Here is a 14,026-nt window from a genome sequence, read left to right on the forward strand (position 1 = left end):
GTCTTCAAAGAACGCTTTCCAAGAAGCTTTAAGGGCGTCCGCCCGCTGGCTTCCGAAAACATCGGACTCAGATCGTACACACCTTCGGAAGGGAAATTTGAATGGTTGGCTTTATTCTTACCGGTCATGGACAGTTCGCACCCGGCCTCGCAAGCGCTATCGCTATGGTCGCCGGTGATCAGCCCGCTTTTACCGTCGTTCCTTTCGAGGGCGACCAGGCTGCTTCCTACGGTGAGGATCTCCGCGCCGCTATCACCGCCATGCGCGAGGAGTGCGATGGCGTGCTCGTCTTTACCGACCTGCTTGGTGGTACCCCGTTCAACCAGGCAATGATGATTGCCCAGGATGTCGACAACGTCGAGATTCTGACTGGCACGAACCTTCCCATGGTTATTGAGCTTCTGTTCCTCCGCGGCAACGCTACGCTCGCCGAGCTTGGCGAGCAGGCCGTGACCGTTGGCCAGACGGGCATCACCGCCCAGACGGTTGCCTCCGTCGCTGGTGCCGAGGAAGAGGATATCTTCGGTGACGAGGACGGCATCTAATGGCCGATTTCGGAGCCAACGTCCTGAGCTCCTCGGTCGCCCTTTTAGGCTTGCTTGTCATCATGGGCTTGATTTACACCATCTGGTCGCAAATCAACATGAAGAAGAAGCAGAAGTACTTCAAGGAGCTGCACACGGAGCTCAAGCCGGGTCAGGAGGTTCTTTTCGCCGGCGGTATCTACGGAACCGTCAAAGGCATCGAAGGCGAAAAGGTCCAGATCAAAGTCCGATCCGGTGCCGTCGTAGATGTTTCGCGTTACGCGATTCAGGAGATCAAGTAACTGTCGTCAGCAAATAACGAAAGGAAGCTGATCAACATGGCAGAACCCAACATTCTTCTTACCCGCATCGATAACCGACTGGTCCATGGTCAGGTCGCTACCCAGTGGAACTCCACCCTGGGCTCCAACCTTATCCTCGTCGCCAACGACGATGTGTCGACCAACACCATGCGCCAGAACCTCATGAAGATGGCCGCTCCCGCCGGCGTCGCTACGCGTTTCTTCTCCCTGCAGAAGACCATCGACGTCATTGGCAAGGCGAGCCCGCGCCAGAAGATCTTCATCGTGGCCGAAACACCGGAAGACGTGCTTACGCTCGTCAAGGGCGGTGTGCCTATAAAGAAGGTAAACATCGGCAACATGCACATGTCGGAAGGAAAGCGCCAAGTCGCCACCTCCGTCGCAGTTAACGACGAGGATGTCGCTGCGTTTAAAGAGCTGCAGGAATTGGGGGTGGAGTTGGAGATCAGGCGCGTTCCGAGCACGCCTGTTGAGGACACGAGCAAGCTCTTCTCGTAATCCTCGTGATCCACGTTGTCAGGAGTGAAACCCTGACGTTCTGTACGTGATATCCAAAGTGCGTACATACATTTTGAAAGGAGGAGCAAGATGGAATACTCGATCATCCAGGTCGCTCTGGTCTTCATCGTCACGTTCGTCGCGGCAATCGACCAGTTCAACTTCCTCGAGTCTCTCTATCAGCCCATCGTCACCGGCGCCGTCATCGGTCTTATCCTTGGCGACCTCAACACCGGTCTTCTCGTGGGTGGTACTTATCAGCTCATGACGATCGGCAACATGCCGATCGGAGGCGCTCAGCCGCCTAACGCCGTCATCGGCGGCATCATGGCAGCCATTCTCGCTATCGCTACGGGTCTCGAGCCCAACGCGGCAGTCGGCCTTGCCATTCCGTTCGCTCTGCTTGGTCAGCTCGGCGTTACCCTGGTCTTCACGCTTATGTCGCCCCTCATGTCCTCCGCGGACAACATGGCTCATAACGCTGACACCAAGGGCATCGAGCGTCTGAACTACTTCGCCATGGCTTTGCTCGGCCTGATCTTCGCTGTCGTCGTCACCCTGTTCTTCATCGCTGGCGCTACCATCGGTCAGACCATCGCTTCCGCCATCCCGACTTGGCTGCAGACCGGTCTGTCCGCTGCAGGCGGCATGATGCGCTTCGTCGGCTTCGCCGTCCTGCTCAAGGTTATGATGAACCGCGATATGTGGGGCTTCTTCCTCATGGGCTTTGGCCTCGCGCTCATCACCGTTGCCAACGATTCCCTGGCAACCCCTGCCCTGCTCATCCTCGCTCTCATCGGCTTCGGCATCGCTTTCTGGGACTTCCAGCAGCAGACCGAGCTGAAGGGTGCAGCTGTTTCTGACGGAGGTGACTTCGAAGATGGCATCTAATGAGTATGTGATCCCGGAGCACTACGAGGATCTCACTCCTGCTCCGCAGCTCGACCAGAAGACCCTCAACAAGATGGCTTGGCGCTCCTGCTTCCTGCAGGCATCGTTCAACTACGAGCGCATGCAGGCCGCTGGCTGGCTTTACTCCATCATCCCCGGTCTGGAGAAGATCCACACCAACAAGAACGACCTCGCGGCTTCCATGAGCCACAACCTGGAGTTCTTCAACACCCACCCGTTCCTCGTCACCTTTGTTATGGGTATCGTGCTTTCGCTCGAGCAGAACAAGGTTGACATCCCCACGATCCGCGCCGTCCGCGTCGCCGCAATGGGCCCGCTCGGTGGTATCGGTGACGCCCTGTTCTGGCTGACGCTCGTGCCTATCACGGCCGGCATCACCTCCAACATGGCCATCAACGGCAACGCCGCTGCGCCGATCATCTTCCTGGTGATCTTCAACGTCGTCCAGTTCGCTCTGCGCTTCTGGCTCATGAACTGGTCCTACAAGCTTGGCACCAGCGCTATTGACGCTCTGACTGCCAACATGCAGGCCTTCACGCGTGCCGCTTCCATCATGGGCGTCTTCGTCGTCGGTTGCCTGGTCGTCACCATGGGTGGCACCCAGATCAACCTCCAGATCCCCAACGGCACCACCCGTGGCCTCTCCGCTACTACCGTGATCGTCTCCGAGAAGGAGGCCGAGAACTTCACCGGTATGGAGGGCATCGATACCGAGACCGCTGAGGCCGGTACCATCGCCATGACCGATGAGGACGGCAACGCCCTCACCGCTTCCGATGCCGACGGCAACGCTGTCGAGTGCGGCGTCACCGATCTGGGCAACGGCATGGAGTCCGTTACCTACGGCACCGTCACCGAGGATCCGGTCAACTTCTCTGTTGCCGACACCCTCAACACCATCGTCCCGAAGCTCGTCCCGCTTATGCTTACGCTGCTGCTTTACTACATGTTCGCTAAGCACAGCTGGACCCCGACCAAGGGCATTCTGCTGCTCTTCGTCCTGGGCATCCTGGGCGCTGGCCCGCTTGGTCTCTGGCCGAGCATCTGGTAAGGCTCTAGCTTGAGGGGTGTGTCCCTACGCGGCTCACACCCCGACCCCTTAAGCCATGTGTATGTTAAAAGCCGCGTGCTCGAAAGAGCGCGCGGCTTTTGTTTTCTTGATGATTCGGGTGTTGCAGACCGATAATGCTTAACACCCAAGGTAGTAGCCTAGTTTGAGCAAAAGGGAGGATAGGATGGCGATTGGAGCGCGTAAGCAACCGCTGTACGATCAGCTGGTCGATATTCTGACCGAAAAGATTGACCATGAATATCGCGCCGGTGACATGATTCCTTCCGAGCGCGAACTTTCGGAGCGCTATGGTCTCTCGCGCACTACGGTACGCCTGGCTCTGCAGGAACTGGAGCGTTTAGGACTGGTGGTTCGGCAGCACGGTCGCGGTACCTTTGTGACCGACCGTTCGGCAAAGGCAACCAATCTTATGCAGTCCTACAGCTTTACCGAGCAGATGCGCGCGATGGGTCGCGACCCCGAGACCACGATTCTCGATTTTTGCGAGATGGAGGCCGATAAGAATCTGGCCGAGCATATGGGATTACGTATCGGTGATCGCATTTTTAAGCTCAAGCGCCTTCGTTCTGCCGACAACATGCCCATGATGGTCGAACGCAGCTATCTACCGGTTCGTCAATTTCTGTCCCTAAAGCGACCGCTGCTGGAGCGCAAGCCGCTTTACGATGTGATTGAGCAGGACTTTCAGCAAAAGATACGCGTGGCTGAAGAGGAGTTCTATGCGAGCATAGCCCGTCCCACCGACGCCCACCTTTTGGGAATTGTCGAGGGCTCGCCTGTGCTCGATTTGGTCAGGACTACGTATAACGAGTCAAACGAGGTTGTGGAGTATACACTCTCGGTTGCTCGTGCCGATCAGTTTAAATACAAGGTTTACCATCAGCGTAGCAACTAGTGTCCGCATCGTTTCCATATGGTGATTCTTTGCATTTAACTGGTTACTACCAGATAACCAACCGAAGTGTATAATTGCACGTCAGAGGATTACTTCTAGAGAGAGGTATTAGAAATGTTCGAGAAGAGTGTCGAGGAGCTCACCGAGCTCGGCGCCCAGATCACCACGGCCGAGATTGCTCAGCAGCCCGAGCTTTGGCGTGATACGCTCAACATCTATCGCGAGAACAAGGAGGCCATCGAGGCCTTCCTGGCCGAGGCTCGTGCTATGGGCGAGGGCCGTCTGTCCGTTGTCTTCACCGGTGCCGGTACGTCCGACTACGTTGGCGATACCTGCGCCCCGTACCTGCGTCACGCTGGCAACACTGATCTCTACGACTTTAAGCCCATCGCCACGACAGACATCGTGAGCGCTCCGCGCGATTTCCTGCGCGCCGAGGATCCCACGCTCGTGGTTTCCTTTGCCCGCTCTGGCAACAGCCCCGAGAGCCTTGCCGCCGTTGCCGTTGCCAAGGAGCTCGTTCACAACGTCAAGTTCCTCAACATCACCTGCGCTCCCGAGGGCAAGCTCGCCGTTGAGTCTGCCGATGATCCCAACGCGCTGACGCTGCTCATTCCGCGCGCCAACGACAAGGGCTTCGCCATGACCGGCTCCTACACCTGCATGACCCTGCTCTCTACCCTCATCTTTGACGAGGCTTCCGACGAGCAGAAGGCCGAGTGGGTCGAGACCATCGCCAAGATGGGCGAGGAGGTCATCGCTCGCGAGTCCGAGGTTGCCGACTACCTCGCTGGCGACTTCAACCGCGTGACCTACTTGGGCTCCGGCTCCTTTGGCGGCCTTGCTCAGGAGAGCCAGCTCAAGATCCTCGAGCTCGCTCACGGTCTGGTTGCTACTTCCTACGACACCTCCATGGGCTATCGTCACGGACCTAAGTCTTTCGTCGACGATAAGACGCTCGTCTTCGTATTCGTCAACAACGACGCCTACACCCGTCAGTACGACATCGACATCCTCAACGAGATCGGTGGCGACGATATTGCTCAGCACACCGTTGCCGTTCAGCAGGATGGCGCTACTGTCTACGAGGGTGAGTCCTTCACCTTTAAGGGCTATGAGGCACTCCCCGAGGGTTACCTTGCTCTGCCGTTCGTGATGTTTGCCCAGGCAATCAGCCTGCTCAACTCCGTGCGCGTGGGCAACACGCCCGATACGCCGAGCCCCACCGGCACGGTCAACCGCGTGGTCAAGGGCGTGACGATTCACCCCTTCACCGCTTAATCGCGTCCCCCTGTAAGGGCGCCCGTCCGCTCATAACGGCGGGCGGGCGCTTTTTGTTTTACGTGAGCTGGGTATAAGCATCACCACAGTCAACTGCTTTAGAAGCAAGGAGTGCATATGAGCACGTACGCAATTAAGGCTGACAAGTTCTTCTTGCCGGCAGGCCCGCAACTGGGCGGCTATCTTATGGTCGAGGATGGCGTCTTTGGCGCCTGGCAGGCCGACGAGCCCTCTTGCGAGATTAAGGATTACACGGGATCGTGGATCGCACCGGGTATGGTCGACACCCACATCCATGGCTTCTATAACCACTCGACTACCGATAACGATCCCGAGGGCATCGATATCAGCTCGACCGAGCTCGCCCGTCGCGGCACCACCAGCTGGCTGCCCACGACGTTCACCGATGGCGTCGAGCAGATCAAGGACGCCTGCGCCGCCATCGCCCAGGCGGACGAGGGTCGCGGCCCCGACTTCTGCGGTGCTCGCATTCAGGGCATCTACCTGGAGGGCCCCTTCTTTACCATGAAGCACGTGGGCGCGCAGAACCCCGCTTATCTGATCGACCCCTCCGAGGAGGTCTTCGATCAGTGGCAGGAGGCTGCGGGTGGCCGCATCGTTAAGAGCGCCATGGCGGCCGAGCGCGACGGTGCCGCTGCTTATGCGGCTGCTCTGAACGCCAAGGGTGTGGTGACCAGCATCGGTCACTCCGACGCCACCTACGATGAGTGCATCGCCGCCATCAACGCCGGCGCCAGCTGCTTTACGCATACCTATAACGGCCAGCGCGGGCTGCATCACCGTGAGCCCGGTGTCGTGGGTGCTGCCATGTCCACGCCCGAGACCTACGCCGAGATCATCTGTGACGGCAAGCACGTGAACCCTGCCGCCATCAAGGCGCTGCTGCAGGCAAAGGGCTGGCAGCATACGGTGCTCATCACCGACTGCCTGGGCTGCGGCGGCATGCCCGAGGGCAGCTACACCAGTGGCGGCATGGACGTCATCATGAAGGACAACTTGTGCTGGCTCGCCGACGGCAAGAGCATTGCCGGCTCGGTGCTCACGCTTGCCCAGGGCGTCAAGAACATCGTCGACTGGGGCATCGCCAGCGCCGATATCGCCATTCGCATGGCAACCGAGGTGCCGGCGCGCTCCGCGCACATCGAGGATAAGTGCGGCAGCATCATGCCGGGTCGCGACGCCGACTTTGTCGTGTTCGACCGTGAGCTCACCCTCGTCGAGACGTATGTTGGCGGCCAGAGCGTCGGCAACGCCTTTACCGAGTAACGATAGAAAAAGACGGCGGGCCCGAATCTGCTCGGACCCGCCGTATGGGTTAAACGCTCAAAAGCACCTTAACAGTTACAGCTTGTTAGCGATCTTCTTTGCCGTGCGCTTAACGCCGGCCACAAGACCTCCCGCAGGATGCTCCTTTTCGTAGGCTAGACGCTTCTCGCGCTTGGCGTACTCTTCGACGATGATGTCGCCATACTCGTCTTCGATCTTGTCGAAGAAGTCGACGGCGCCCTTAATTTCCTCAGCGGTCGGGTGTCCCTTTTGGACACCGCCGGTGAGTTTGAACGGCCCCCACGTATCAAAGCCGGGGCAGCCGTAGACGCCCATAAAGATGGCCTGCCTCATGCGGCAGATTCCATCGATATCCTTGCCGTACCACTTGTTTTTGCCACCGTAGGTCATAAGGCCAAACACCTTGTCCTGCGGCTGCAGCACGTTAGTGAGCACGCGCGCCATATCTTTGTCGATCTCGGAGTAATAAATGCCCGTGGCGACGCCGATCAGATGGTATTCGTGCAGGTCGGGGTACTCGTTTTTACCGAGCGCCTTGACGTCGAGGGTATCGATTTCGGGGTGCGCCTCAACGATGGCGTCCACGAGCTTTTTCGTATTGCCGTGGTGGCGTGAGGCATAGAGGATGATGGTTCGCATAAGAACGCCTTTCAGCTGTAATTGCATCAATGTCTATATGGTACCCCGTTGCATGGCTGGGATACCGGACACATCGATGAACGTGCGGGTTTGTCCTTTGGTCAGGGCCGAGACGGGTACTTGCGAGCAAAAAGCAGTTGTTCGAAAGGATGGGCAATGGAATACGCTCTCTCCAACGATTCGATTTCTATTAAGGTGTCTACGGCCGGCGGCTCGTTTACCTCGATTGAGGCCGACGGTCGCGAGTATCTGTGGCAGGGTGATCCCACCGTGTGGTCCGGCCAGGCGCCGATTTGCTTCCCGATTTGCGGAGGCTTGCGCGACAACAGCGCCATGACGTTTGCCGGGCATCATGTAAAGCTCGCTCGCCACGGCTTTGCGCGCAAGCAGGAGTGGAAGCTGCTGAGCCAAAGCACGAACGAGCTGGCTGTGTGTCTGGCTTCGGAGGATAACGCCGCGCTGCTGAGCGATTATCCGTATCCGTTTAGGCTCGTCGCCCGCTATACGCTCGAGGACGCCGCCGTGCGTGTCTCCTATGAGGTTACCAACGAGGGCACCGAGGACATGCCGTTCTTTATCGGTGGGCATCCCGGCTTTAGGTGCCCGCTCGATGAGGGCGAGGCCTATACGGACTACGAGTTGCGCTTTGAGAAAGAAGAGGCTGCAGAACTTTGCACCGCTGTCCCTTCGACTGGCTTGATTGACGTGGATAAGCGCTCCAAGAACCCCATGGTGGGAAAGACGCTGCCTCTATCGCACGAGCTCTTCGATTTTGCGGAGACCATCTTTGACGTGCTCGAGAGCCGCCAGGTCACGCTTTCCAAAAAGGGCGAGGACAAGGGCGTCCGCCTGAGCTTTGAGGGCTTCCCATATCTCATTGTGTGGAGCAAGCCCGAGGGTGATTTTGTGGCAGTTGAGCCTTGGGGCGGCCTTTCGACCTGCTCCGATGAGGACGACGTGCTTGAGCATAAGCGTGGCTGCCTTGTCGCCAAGCCCAAGGAGACCGTCGTTCGCTCGTTCACGATTGAGATTCTGTAATTCCGTTTTGTCGACTCGTATCGCGAGGCACAAGGAGCCTGCGAGATAAGGAGCTAAAAATGATCCTCACCGTTACGATGAACCCGTCCGTCGATACACGCTATCAGCTCGATGAGCTCATTATCGACGACGTTAACCGTGTGACGCCCGAAAAGACCGCCGGCGGCAAGGGTCTCAACGTGGCCCGTGTACTGGGTCAGCTGGGCGACGACGTTGTGGCAACCGGTCTACTCGGCGGCCACATGGGCGCCTACATGGCCGAGCTCATGGATGCCAACGGCATTAAGAATGATTTTGTACCCATCAAGGGCGAGACTCGCATTTGCCTTAACATCCTCCACGCCGGCAACCAGACCGAGCTACTCGAGAGCGGCCCGACGATTGCCCCCGAGGAGCTCGATGCCTTTACCGCCAAGTTCGCCGAGCTTGCGAGCAAGGCCGCTGTCGTTACCATCTCGGGTTCGCTGCCCCGTGGTGTCGAGGCGGGCTACTACGCCAAGATCACGGGTATTGCCGAGAACGCCGGCGCCAAGGTGCTGCTCGATACCTCGGGTGCTTCGCTTGAGGCCGCCCTTAAGTCCGAAATTAAGCCCGAGCTGGTCAAGCCTAACCTGACCGAGATCAACGGCCTTTTGGGTACGAGCTTTACCACCGACGATGTGAACGAGCTCCGCGCCGCGCTCGCCTCTGATGCCCGCTTCTCCGATATCCCCTGGGTCGTCGTGTCCATGGGCGCTGCCGGCTCCGTGGGCTTCCATAATGGCCGTGCATTCCGCGCCAAGACCCCCGATATCCCCGCCGTTAACGCTACGGGCTCTGGCGATTCGACCATTGCCGGCTTCGCGCATGCGATTGCTGCTGGCGCGGATGACGAGACGGTGCTGCGTACCGCCAACACCTGCGGCAAGCTCAATGCCATGGATCCCATGACCGGCCATCTGGTCATGGACCGTTGGGACGAGGTCTACAACGGCGTTGTCGTGACCGAGCTGTAAAAGCCTGGGCGTCGGCCCCGGCATTGCTTGCTAGCTCATGTCGACGACAAGTGCGGTAGCATTATGCTGGGGCGCGACGCCGAGTTTGTCGTGTTCAATCCCGACCTTACCCTGGTCGAGGCGTATGTGGGTGGCAACAGCGTCGGTAACGCGTTTGCCGAGTAGCCGCCAAAGAAGCGATCCGAGAGGGGATTTAGATGATTTACGGTGCATTGGGCGATATCGAGGAGTACCGCGGAATGCTCAAGGGCCTCGACGTGCTGATCGACTGGCTCGAGGAGAACGACCCGGCACAGCTCGAGGTCGGCAGCCATCCGATTTTGCGTGAGAAGGTCTTTGCGAACGTCATGTCTCCCACGACGCGTCCCGAGGCTGAGGCTCACTATGAGACGCATCAGCGCTATCACGACCTGCAGATCGACGTCGAGGGTCGCGAGGCCTTTAAGGTTGCCACGGGCAGCCTGACGCTGGTCCAGGAGTTTGACGAGAAGGACGACTACGACCTGGTCGATTCCGACGCTTCGATCGCCGGCGATCTTGCTGACGACAAGTTTGCACTGTTCGTTGCCGGCGAGCCTCACATGCCCACACTCGAGTTCCCGGGCGATGGCGCGCAGCCGGTCAAGAAGATCTGCTTTAAGCTGCTTGCAGACGCTTACTGGGAGGAGTAACGCGCTGCTCGGCTGAGTTGCGCGTCTGATGGCGTGATTTCCCCAGGGAAATCACGCTAGGACCCCGCCAAGCGTATTTCCCTGGGGGAATCACGCTTGGCGGGGTTTTCTGTTTTTGAATAGGGAAGCCTCATTTATTTGCGAAGAACATCGGCTAGCCGCAGGATTGAAATCATCGACCGATAAGTGAGTTCCACTTTTTCGCCCGCAAGCAGTCGTTTCGAGCCAATCTCATCTAGCCCCACAAGCCGAGAAAACAGCGGGCCGCTCATCGTGCCCTCGTCAATTGACTCCCTTATGGTCTTCAAAACGTCCGTATCATGAAGCGATGCCGAGCTGTAGGGGGCAACACGAGCGGAACTCTCAATTAACGACGAGACAAAAGGATGGAGATGCTTTGGACATAGTCCATCAAACACCACATCCCCATTGTCGTTCGAGCCGACCAGGCGCCAAGTATAATGATCGACCCAGTCATCCCCGTCATATATGGCGTCCATGAGCAACTTCCCGTCTAGAGAGAGAAACCTATTTGGACATCGGGGCGCAAGACCGCAATCCATATCGGGCCTGCAGCAGCTCCAACCCAACGCACCACATAGGTTCCCTTTCGTACATGTGTATCAATCTGCCCCGAAATGCCGGTGAATGCAATTCCAGACCCGTTTGTCGGATAGCAATCGACGTATTTTTGTTTTCCGCTCACAACCTTGTATAGATATATCGTTCCAGCAAAAGAGAAGGGATCGTTCGCAATTTTGTCCGGAAGAACTTGCCACCTCAAAATCCCGCTACCAATATGGTCAAGCTTGACCGTTCCGCCGTCCCCCTCAAAAGTGGCAAGGGGATTTACCCCAGACTGAGAGTCGGCATCGCCCTCCTTAGCAGTTATCAGCAGGCTGCCCGTATAAGACTGCTGAGGCTCACCTTCAGGACAGACAGCCTCGGCCCAAGAAGGGCCACTCAGGCAGAACAGTCCGAGCAGCATCAATACCAACAAAAGAAAACCCTTAGTTCTTTTCATCTATATCCCCAATGCCTCTCGACATTTGTATATTGTGACTATTTTAGATCTATATGGCCAATTCGAGCCCTCACCATGGCAATTGTTGCAGCTGGGTTTCTTTTCATTAAAATTTCACTCTGGTAAATCCCCGCCTCTAAGCATTAAACCCGAAGTCCACCGAGTGGGCCGCTGTTGACGTGGCGATGCTTGGATTGGCGCGCACGCACTCAAAATCGGCAACAAAAAAGCCGCCCGAAGGCGGCTATCTTGTTCAATGGAGCCAGCGACCGGGCTCGAACCGGTGACCCCCGCTTTACGAGAGCGGTGCTCTACCAACTGAGCTACGCTGGCGGCCATGTGGTGACGCAACTGAGGCGCCAACGGGTGTCTATGATACGGGACATCGCAAATCCGCGCAAGGGTTCTGGCAGCTTTTCTCACTTTTCATGCACTAATATTGGAGACGCGATGTCTTGCTCTTACGGGTCTCAAACAGAATGGGGCAGCGATGGCTCAACCCAAGATTCTTCTCACACGCATCGATGACCGTTTCATTTACGGGCAAGACGTTAAGCTGTGGAACGAAGCCGTGGGTTCCAACCTTGTCCTAATCGTCAACGATGAGATCGCGGCGGATTCGCGCCAATGGGCCCCTATGAGGGTGGCGGCGCCCGATGGCGTGTGGACGCGGTTTTTCTCGGTGCAAAGGACCATCGACATCATTCATACCGCAACGCCGCGCCAATGGATTCTCATCATGGTGGCGTCGCCCACGGATGCACTCGCGCTGGTTAAGGGCGGTGTGCCGATCACCAAGATTAGCATTGGCCATATGCAAGCAGGGGAGGGCAAGCGCTCTGTAACGCCCGCAGTCGCCATAGGCGATGCAGACGTCGCTGCTCTCAGAGAGCTACAAAAGCTCGGCGTAGAACTAGAAATCCGCTATCTCCCCAGCTCCGACCCCGATCCCATCGAGAACCTGCTCACGTGATTACCTGGGGGCGGAGGAAAACGGATCGTATTTTCCCGTGGAGGAGCGGCGAGATACCCTCGGCCAGGAATTGGGGCCATCTACTACTTTTGGTCGCTTACCTCGAAGCACGATGAAAATCGCAATATTAAAACTGCAGGTAGCGAACGTGCAATTTTTGAAAATAGGGGCGTATGGTCAGGGGTGCGGGAGTAAAAGTAGTAGATGGGCGCAATCTGTAGCGCGCCGATTTCAGGCATGTTGGCGCATGTGTCGGAGCTATGAAAAGAGTGTCCCTTTCGACTAGTCTTTTAGAACGTCAATGACTGCACCACAGCTTAAGCCGTTCGCAAAAATGGCTCCTAAATCTGTTTCGTTAATTGAATTGCGTAAATATGGTTAATCACAGAACCGAAATTTGGTTAAATGTAAACTGTAAATTAAGTTAAACGCGCTGGTAGCAATGGTGATAAATATGCCAAAAAAGTACTACACTAGAATTGTCGAAAATGAGCTCGACCAGCTGCTGGGTATATTCGGTGCCGTTCTCATCGAAGGACCGAAATGGTGTGGAAAGACGACCACGGCCGAGACCCGTGCGGCGTCCAGGCTCCTTCTCATGGACCCGTCCCGCAACTTCGAGAATCGCTTACGCGCCGAGACTGACCCGGCTCTTGCCGTTTCTGGCGAGGTGCCACGGCTGATTGACGAGTGGCAAGAGGTTCCGAAACTCTGGGACGCGGCACGGTTTGAGTGCGACAACCGCGGCGGTGAGCCCGGTCAGTTCATATTTACGGGATCGGCAACACCGCGAGACGACGAACGCCCGATGCACAGCGGCGCTGGAAGATTCGCCAAACTGCGCATGGACACCATGACGCTTTTCGAACTCGGGAAATCCAGCGGTGCGGTTAAGCTATCGGGCATTATTTCTGGCGAAAAGTTCAATGGAGCTTTCGGGTCGCTGGATTCTGCCTCGATTGCCGAGTGCGTTGTTCGCGGTGGATGGCCCGCCGCGGTCGGACACGATGCGCGGGCGGCGTCCGCGATGGCCAAACGCTACATCGGCATAGTCGCCGAAGAAGATTTATCTCGTGTTGATGGCTCTCGCCGCGACCCTGAGAAGGTCAAAGCCGTCATCGAATCGCTTGCGCGCAATGAATCCACTTTGGCGACACTCAAGACGCTCGTAGCCGATCTTGGCGGAGAGGTGTCGAGACAGACGGCGGCATCATATATATCTCTTCTTGCTCGGGTTAGTTTCGTTCGCGATATTCCCGCGTGGAACCCTGCAATGAGATCTCCGGTGCATTTAAGAGACTCAAAGAAGCATCACCTCGCCGACCCGTCGCTGGCGGCCGCCGCACTCGGGGCGACCCCGGAGACACTACTGCTAGATTTCAAGACGCTCGGACTGCTTTTTGAATCGCTGGTGCTTCATGATTTGTGGGTTTATGCGCGAGCAAACGGAATGGGCCTCTATCACTATCATGATTCTCGCGATCTAGAAGTCGATGCGGTCATTGCGGCTCCCGGCGGAACGTGGATTCCGGTCGAAGTTAAACTCAGCTCTGCTCAAATCGAAGAGGCGTCTGACAGCCTTGTTGCTGTCGAGAAACGCATGGTTGCCGCCGGAAACAACCCGCCGGTTTCGAAAGTCGTGATCATCGGGTTTGGTTCGCAAGCCTATGTTACCGAGCGTGGCGTCCAAGTTGTTCCGCTGGATGTTCTCGCGCCGTAACGCGACGGTCGAAGCGGGACGGACGCCACCATTGCGCGCGAGGACACGGCATCATCGATGATGCGGCGGCCACATTCGGCAAAGAGTGTCCCCAACGACTAGTCATTTAGGAACGTCCCCAATGACTAGGTAGAAAAACGCCCGCCGGCGGTG

16 protein-coding genes and 1 tRNA gene are annotated in these 14,026 nt (G+C 57.2%); 13 read left to right on the forward strand and 4 right to left on the reverse strand.

Annotated features, from left to right (window positions below; all coding sequences use genetic code 11):
- Positions 1 to 101 precede the first annotated feature (101 nt).
- The 8 genes from DW211_RS05975 to nagA all read left to right on the forward strand — a co-directional run bounded on the left by DW211_RS05975 (position 102) and on the right by nagA (position 6,792).
- Entirely contained in the window at positions 102 to 545 is a 444-nt protein-coding gene (locus DW211_RS05975; RefSeq protein ID WP_117564748.1) for a PTS fructose transporter subunit IIA, read from the forward strand.
- Positions 545 to 826 carry a preprotein translocase subunit YajC gene (gene yajC / locus DW211_RS05980; protein WP_022094612.1) on the forward strand — a complete coding sequence of 94 codons (282 nt, stop codon included), beginning with the start codon at positions 545 to 547 and terminating at the stop codon, positions 824 to 826. The genes DW211_RS05975 and yajC overlap by 1 nt, the downstream gene beginning before the upstream one ends.
- A 36-nt stretch (positions 827 to 862) precedes the next feature.
- The gene (agaV, locus tag DW211_RS05985) at positions 863 to 1,345 is read left to right on the forward strand and encodes a PTS N-acetylgalactosamine transporter subunit IIB (protein ID WP_089572404.1); all 483 of its coding nucleotides are present in this window, start codon (positions 863 to 865) and stop codon (positions 1,343 to 1,345) included.
- A gap of 90 nt (positions 1,346 to 1,435) precedes the next feature.
- Complete coding sequence (locus DW211_RS05990) at positions 1,436 to 2,236, forward strand: PTS sugar transporter subunit IIC (protein ID WP_089572403.1); 801 nt, start codon at positions 1,436 to 1,438, stop codon at positions 2,234 to 2,236.
- The gene (locus tag DW211_RS05995) at positions 2,226 to 3,308 is read left to right on the forward strand and encodes a PTS system mannose/fructose/sorbose family transporter subunit IID (RefSeq protein WP_022094609.1); all 1,083 of its coding nucleotides are present in this window, start codon (positions 2,226 to 2,228) and stop codon (positions 3,306 to 3,308) included. The genes DW211_RS05990 and DW211_RS05995 overlap by 11 nt, the downstream gene beginning before the upstream one ends.
- A 184-nt stretch (positions 3,309 to 3,492) precedes the next feature.
- Positions 3,493 to 4,224: a GntR family transcriptional regulator gene (locus tag DW211_RS06000; protein WP_089572401.1), complete on the forward strand. Its 732-nt coding sequence runs from the start codon at positions 3,493 to 3,495 to the stop codon at positions 4,222 to 4,224.
- Positions 4,225 to 4,338: 114 nt separating this feature from the next.
- Positions 4,339 to 5,505 (forward strand): SIS domain-containing protein, encoded by a 1,167-nt coding sequence (locus DW211_RS06005; protein ID WP_117772906.1) that lies wholly within the window; start codon positions 4,339 to 4,341, stop codon positions 5,503 to 5,505.
- Positions 5,506 to 5,622: 117 nt separating this feature from the next.
- Positions 5,623 to 6,792, forward strand: a complete 1,170-nt coding sequence (gene nagA / locus DW211_RS06010) for an N-acetylglucosamine-6-phosphate deacetylase (protein ID WP_117772908.1) — start codon at positions 5,623 to 5,625, stop codon at positions 6,790 to 6,792.
- 75 nt (positions 6,793 to 6,867) lie between these two features.
- Here the strand turns inward: nagA and DW211_RS06015 are convergent, their stop codons facing one another.
- Complete coding sequence (locus tag DW211_RS06015; RefSeq protein WP_117772910.1) at positions 6,868 to 7,452, reverse strand: flavodoxin domain-containing protein; 585 nt, start codon at positions 7,450 to 7,452, stop codon at positions 6,868 to 6,870.
- A gap of 156 nt (positions 7,453 to 7,608) precedes the next feature.
- Here DW211_RS06015 and DW211_RS06020 point away from each other — a divergent pair, with 156 nt between their 5' ends.
- From DW211_RS06020 to DW211_RS06035, 3 genes are all read left to right on the forward strand, one after another.
- Positions 7,609 to 8,490 (forward strand): aldose 1-epimerase family protein, encoded by an 882-nt coding sequence (locus tag DW211_RS06020; RefSeq protein ID WP_118259824.1) that lies wholly within the window; start codon positions 7,609 to 7,611, stop codon positions 8,488 to 8,490.
- A gap of 59 nt (positions 8,491 to 8,549) precedes the next feature.
- Positions 8,550 to 9,485, forward strand: a complete 936-nt coding sequence (locus DW211_RS06025; RefSeq protein WP_118259826.1) for a hexose kinase — start codon at positions 8,550 to 8,552, stop codon at positions 9,483 to 9,485.
- A 197-nt stretch (positions 9,486 to 9,682) separates the two neighbouring features.
- Positions 9,683 to 10,156 (forward strand): YhcH/YjgK/YiaL family protein, encoded by a 474-nt coding sequence (locus DW211_RS06035; RefSeq protein ID WP_118259828.1) that lies wholly within the window; start codon positions 9,683 to 9,685, stop codon positions 10,154 to 10,156.
- Positions 10,157 to 10,290: 134 nt separating this feature from the next.
- Here DW211_RS06035 and DW211_RS06040 read toward each other — a convergent pair whose 3' ends face one another.
- The 3 genes from DW211_RS06040 to DW211_RS06050 all read right to left on the reverse strand — a co-directional run bounded on the left by DW211_RS06040 (position 10,291) and on the right by DW211_RS06050 (position 11,513).
- Positions 10,291 to 10,656: a hypothetical protein gene (locus tag DW211_RS06040; protein WP_117736085.1), complete on the reverse strand. Its 366-nt coding sequence runs from the start codon at positions 10,654 to 10,656 to the stop codon at positions 10,291 to 10,293.
- Positions 10,657 to 10,670: 14 nt separating this feature from the next.
- Positions 10,671 to 11,180, reverse strand: a complete 510-nt coding sequence (locus tag DW211_RS06045; protein WP_118259830.1) for a hypothetical protein — start codon at positions 11,178 to 11,180, stop codon at positions 10,671 to 10,673.
- Positions 11,181 to 11,437: 257 nt separating this feature from the next.
- Positions 11,438 to 11,513, reverse strand: a tRNA-Thr gene (locus DW211_RS06050).
- 157 nt (positions 11,514 to 11,670) lie between these two features.
- On the opposite strand from DW211_RS06050, the gene DW211_RS06055 reads away from it, so the two are divergent.
- Both DW211_RS06055 and DW211_RS06060 read left to right on the forward strand, forming a co-directional pair.
- Positions 11,671 to 12,153 carry a PTS sugar transporter subunit IIB gene (locus DW211_RS06055; protein ID WP_118259832.1) on the forward strand — a complete coding sequence of 161 codons (483 nt, stop codon included), beginning with the start codon at positions 11,671 to 11,673 and terminating at the stop codon, positions 12,151 to 12,153.
- A 454-nt stretch (positions 12,154 to 12,607) separates the two neighbouring features.
- The gene (locus tag DW211_RS06060; protein ID WP_158564966.1) at positions 12,608 to 13,873 is read left to right on the forward strand and encodes an ATP-binding protein; all 1,266 of its coding nucleotides are present in this window, start codon (positions 12,608 to 12,610) and stop codon (positions 13,871 to 13,873) included.
- Positions 13,874 to 14,026: the final 153 nt, after the last annotated feature.

It is taken from the genome of Collinsella sp. AM18-10 (assembly GCF_003471585.1).
Classification (GTDB): Bacteria; Actinomycetota; Coriobacteriia; order Coriobacteriales; family Coriobacteriaceae; genus Collinsella.

What these genes read in the sequence shown, in the direction of transcription:
- DW211_RS05975 (WP_117564748.1), top strand. Translation starts at nt 102, where the DNA reads ATGGTTGGCTTTATTCTTACCGGTCATGGACAGTTCGCACCCGGCCTC.
- yajC (WP_022094612.1), top strand. Translation starts at nt 545, where the DNA reads ATGGCCGATTTCGGAGCCAACGTCCTGAGCTCCTCGGTCGCCCTTTTA.
- agaV (WP_089572404.1), top strand. Translation starts at nt 863, where the DNA reads ATGGCAGAACCCAACATTCTTCTTACCCGCATCGATAACCGACTGGTC.
- DW211_RS05990 (WP_089572403.1), top strand. Translation starts at nt 1,436, where the DNA reads ATGGAATACTCGATCATCCAGGTCGCTCTGGTCTTCATCGTCACGTTC.
- DW211_RS05995 (WP_022094609.1), top strand. Translation starts at nt 2,226, where the DNA reads ATGGCATCTAATGAGTATGTGATCCCGGAGCACTACGAGGATCTCACT.
- DW211_RS06000 (WP_089572401.1), top strand. Translation starts at nt 3,493, where the DNA reads ATGGCGATTGGAGCGCGTAAGCAACCGCTGTACGATCAGCTGGTCGAT.
- DW211_RS06005 (WP_117772906.1), top strand. Translation starts at nt 4,339, where the DNA reads ATGTTCGAGAAGAGTGTCGAGGAGCTCACCGAGCTCGGCGCCCAGATC.
- nagA (WP_117772908.1), top strand. Translation starts at nt 5,623, where the DNA reads ATGAGCACGTACGCAATTAAGGCTGACAAGTTCTTCTTGCCGGCAGGC.
- DW211_RS06015 (WP_117772910.1), bottom strand. Translation starts at nt 7,452, where the DNA reads ATGCGAACCATCATCCTCTATGCCTCACGCCACCACGGCAATACGAAA.
- DW211_RS06020 (WP_118259824.1), top strand. Translation starts at nt 7,609, where the DNA reads ATGGAATACGCTCTCTCCAACGATTCGATTTCTATTAAGGTGTCTACG.
- DW211_RS06025 (WP_118259826.1), top strand. Translation starts at nt 8,550, where the DNA reads ATGATCCTCACCGTTACGATGAACCCGTCCGTCGATACACGCTATCAG.
- DW211_RS06035 (WP_118259828.1), top strand. Translation starts at nt 9,683, where the DNA reads ATGATTTACGGTGCATTGGGCGATATCGAGGAGTACCGCGGAATGCTC.
- DW211_RS06040 (WP_117736085.1), bottom strand. Translation starts at nt 10,656, where the DNA reads ATGGACGCCATATATGACGGGGATGACTGGGTCGATCATTATACTTGG.
- DW211_RS06045 (WP_118259830.1), bottom strand. Translation starts at nt 11,180, where the DNA reads ATGAAAAGAACTAAGGGTTTTCTTTTGTTGGTATTGATGCTGCTCGGA.
- DW211_RS06055 (WP_118259832.1), top strand. Translation starts at nt 11,671, where the DNA reads ATGGCTCAACCCAAGATTCTTCTCACACGCATCGATGACCGTTTCATT.
- DW211_RS06060 (WP_158564966.1), top strand. Translation starts at nt 12,608, where the DNA reads ATGCCAAAAAAGTACTACACTAGAATTGTCGAAAATGAGCTCGACCAG.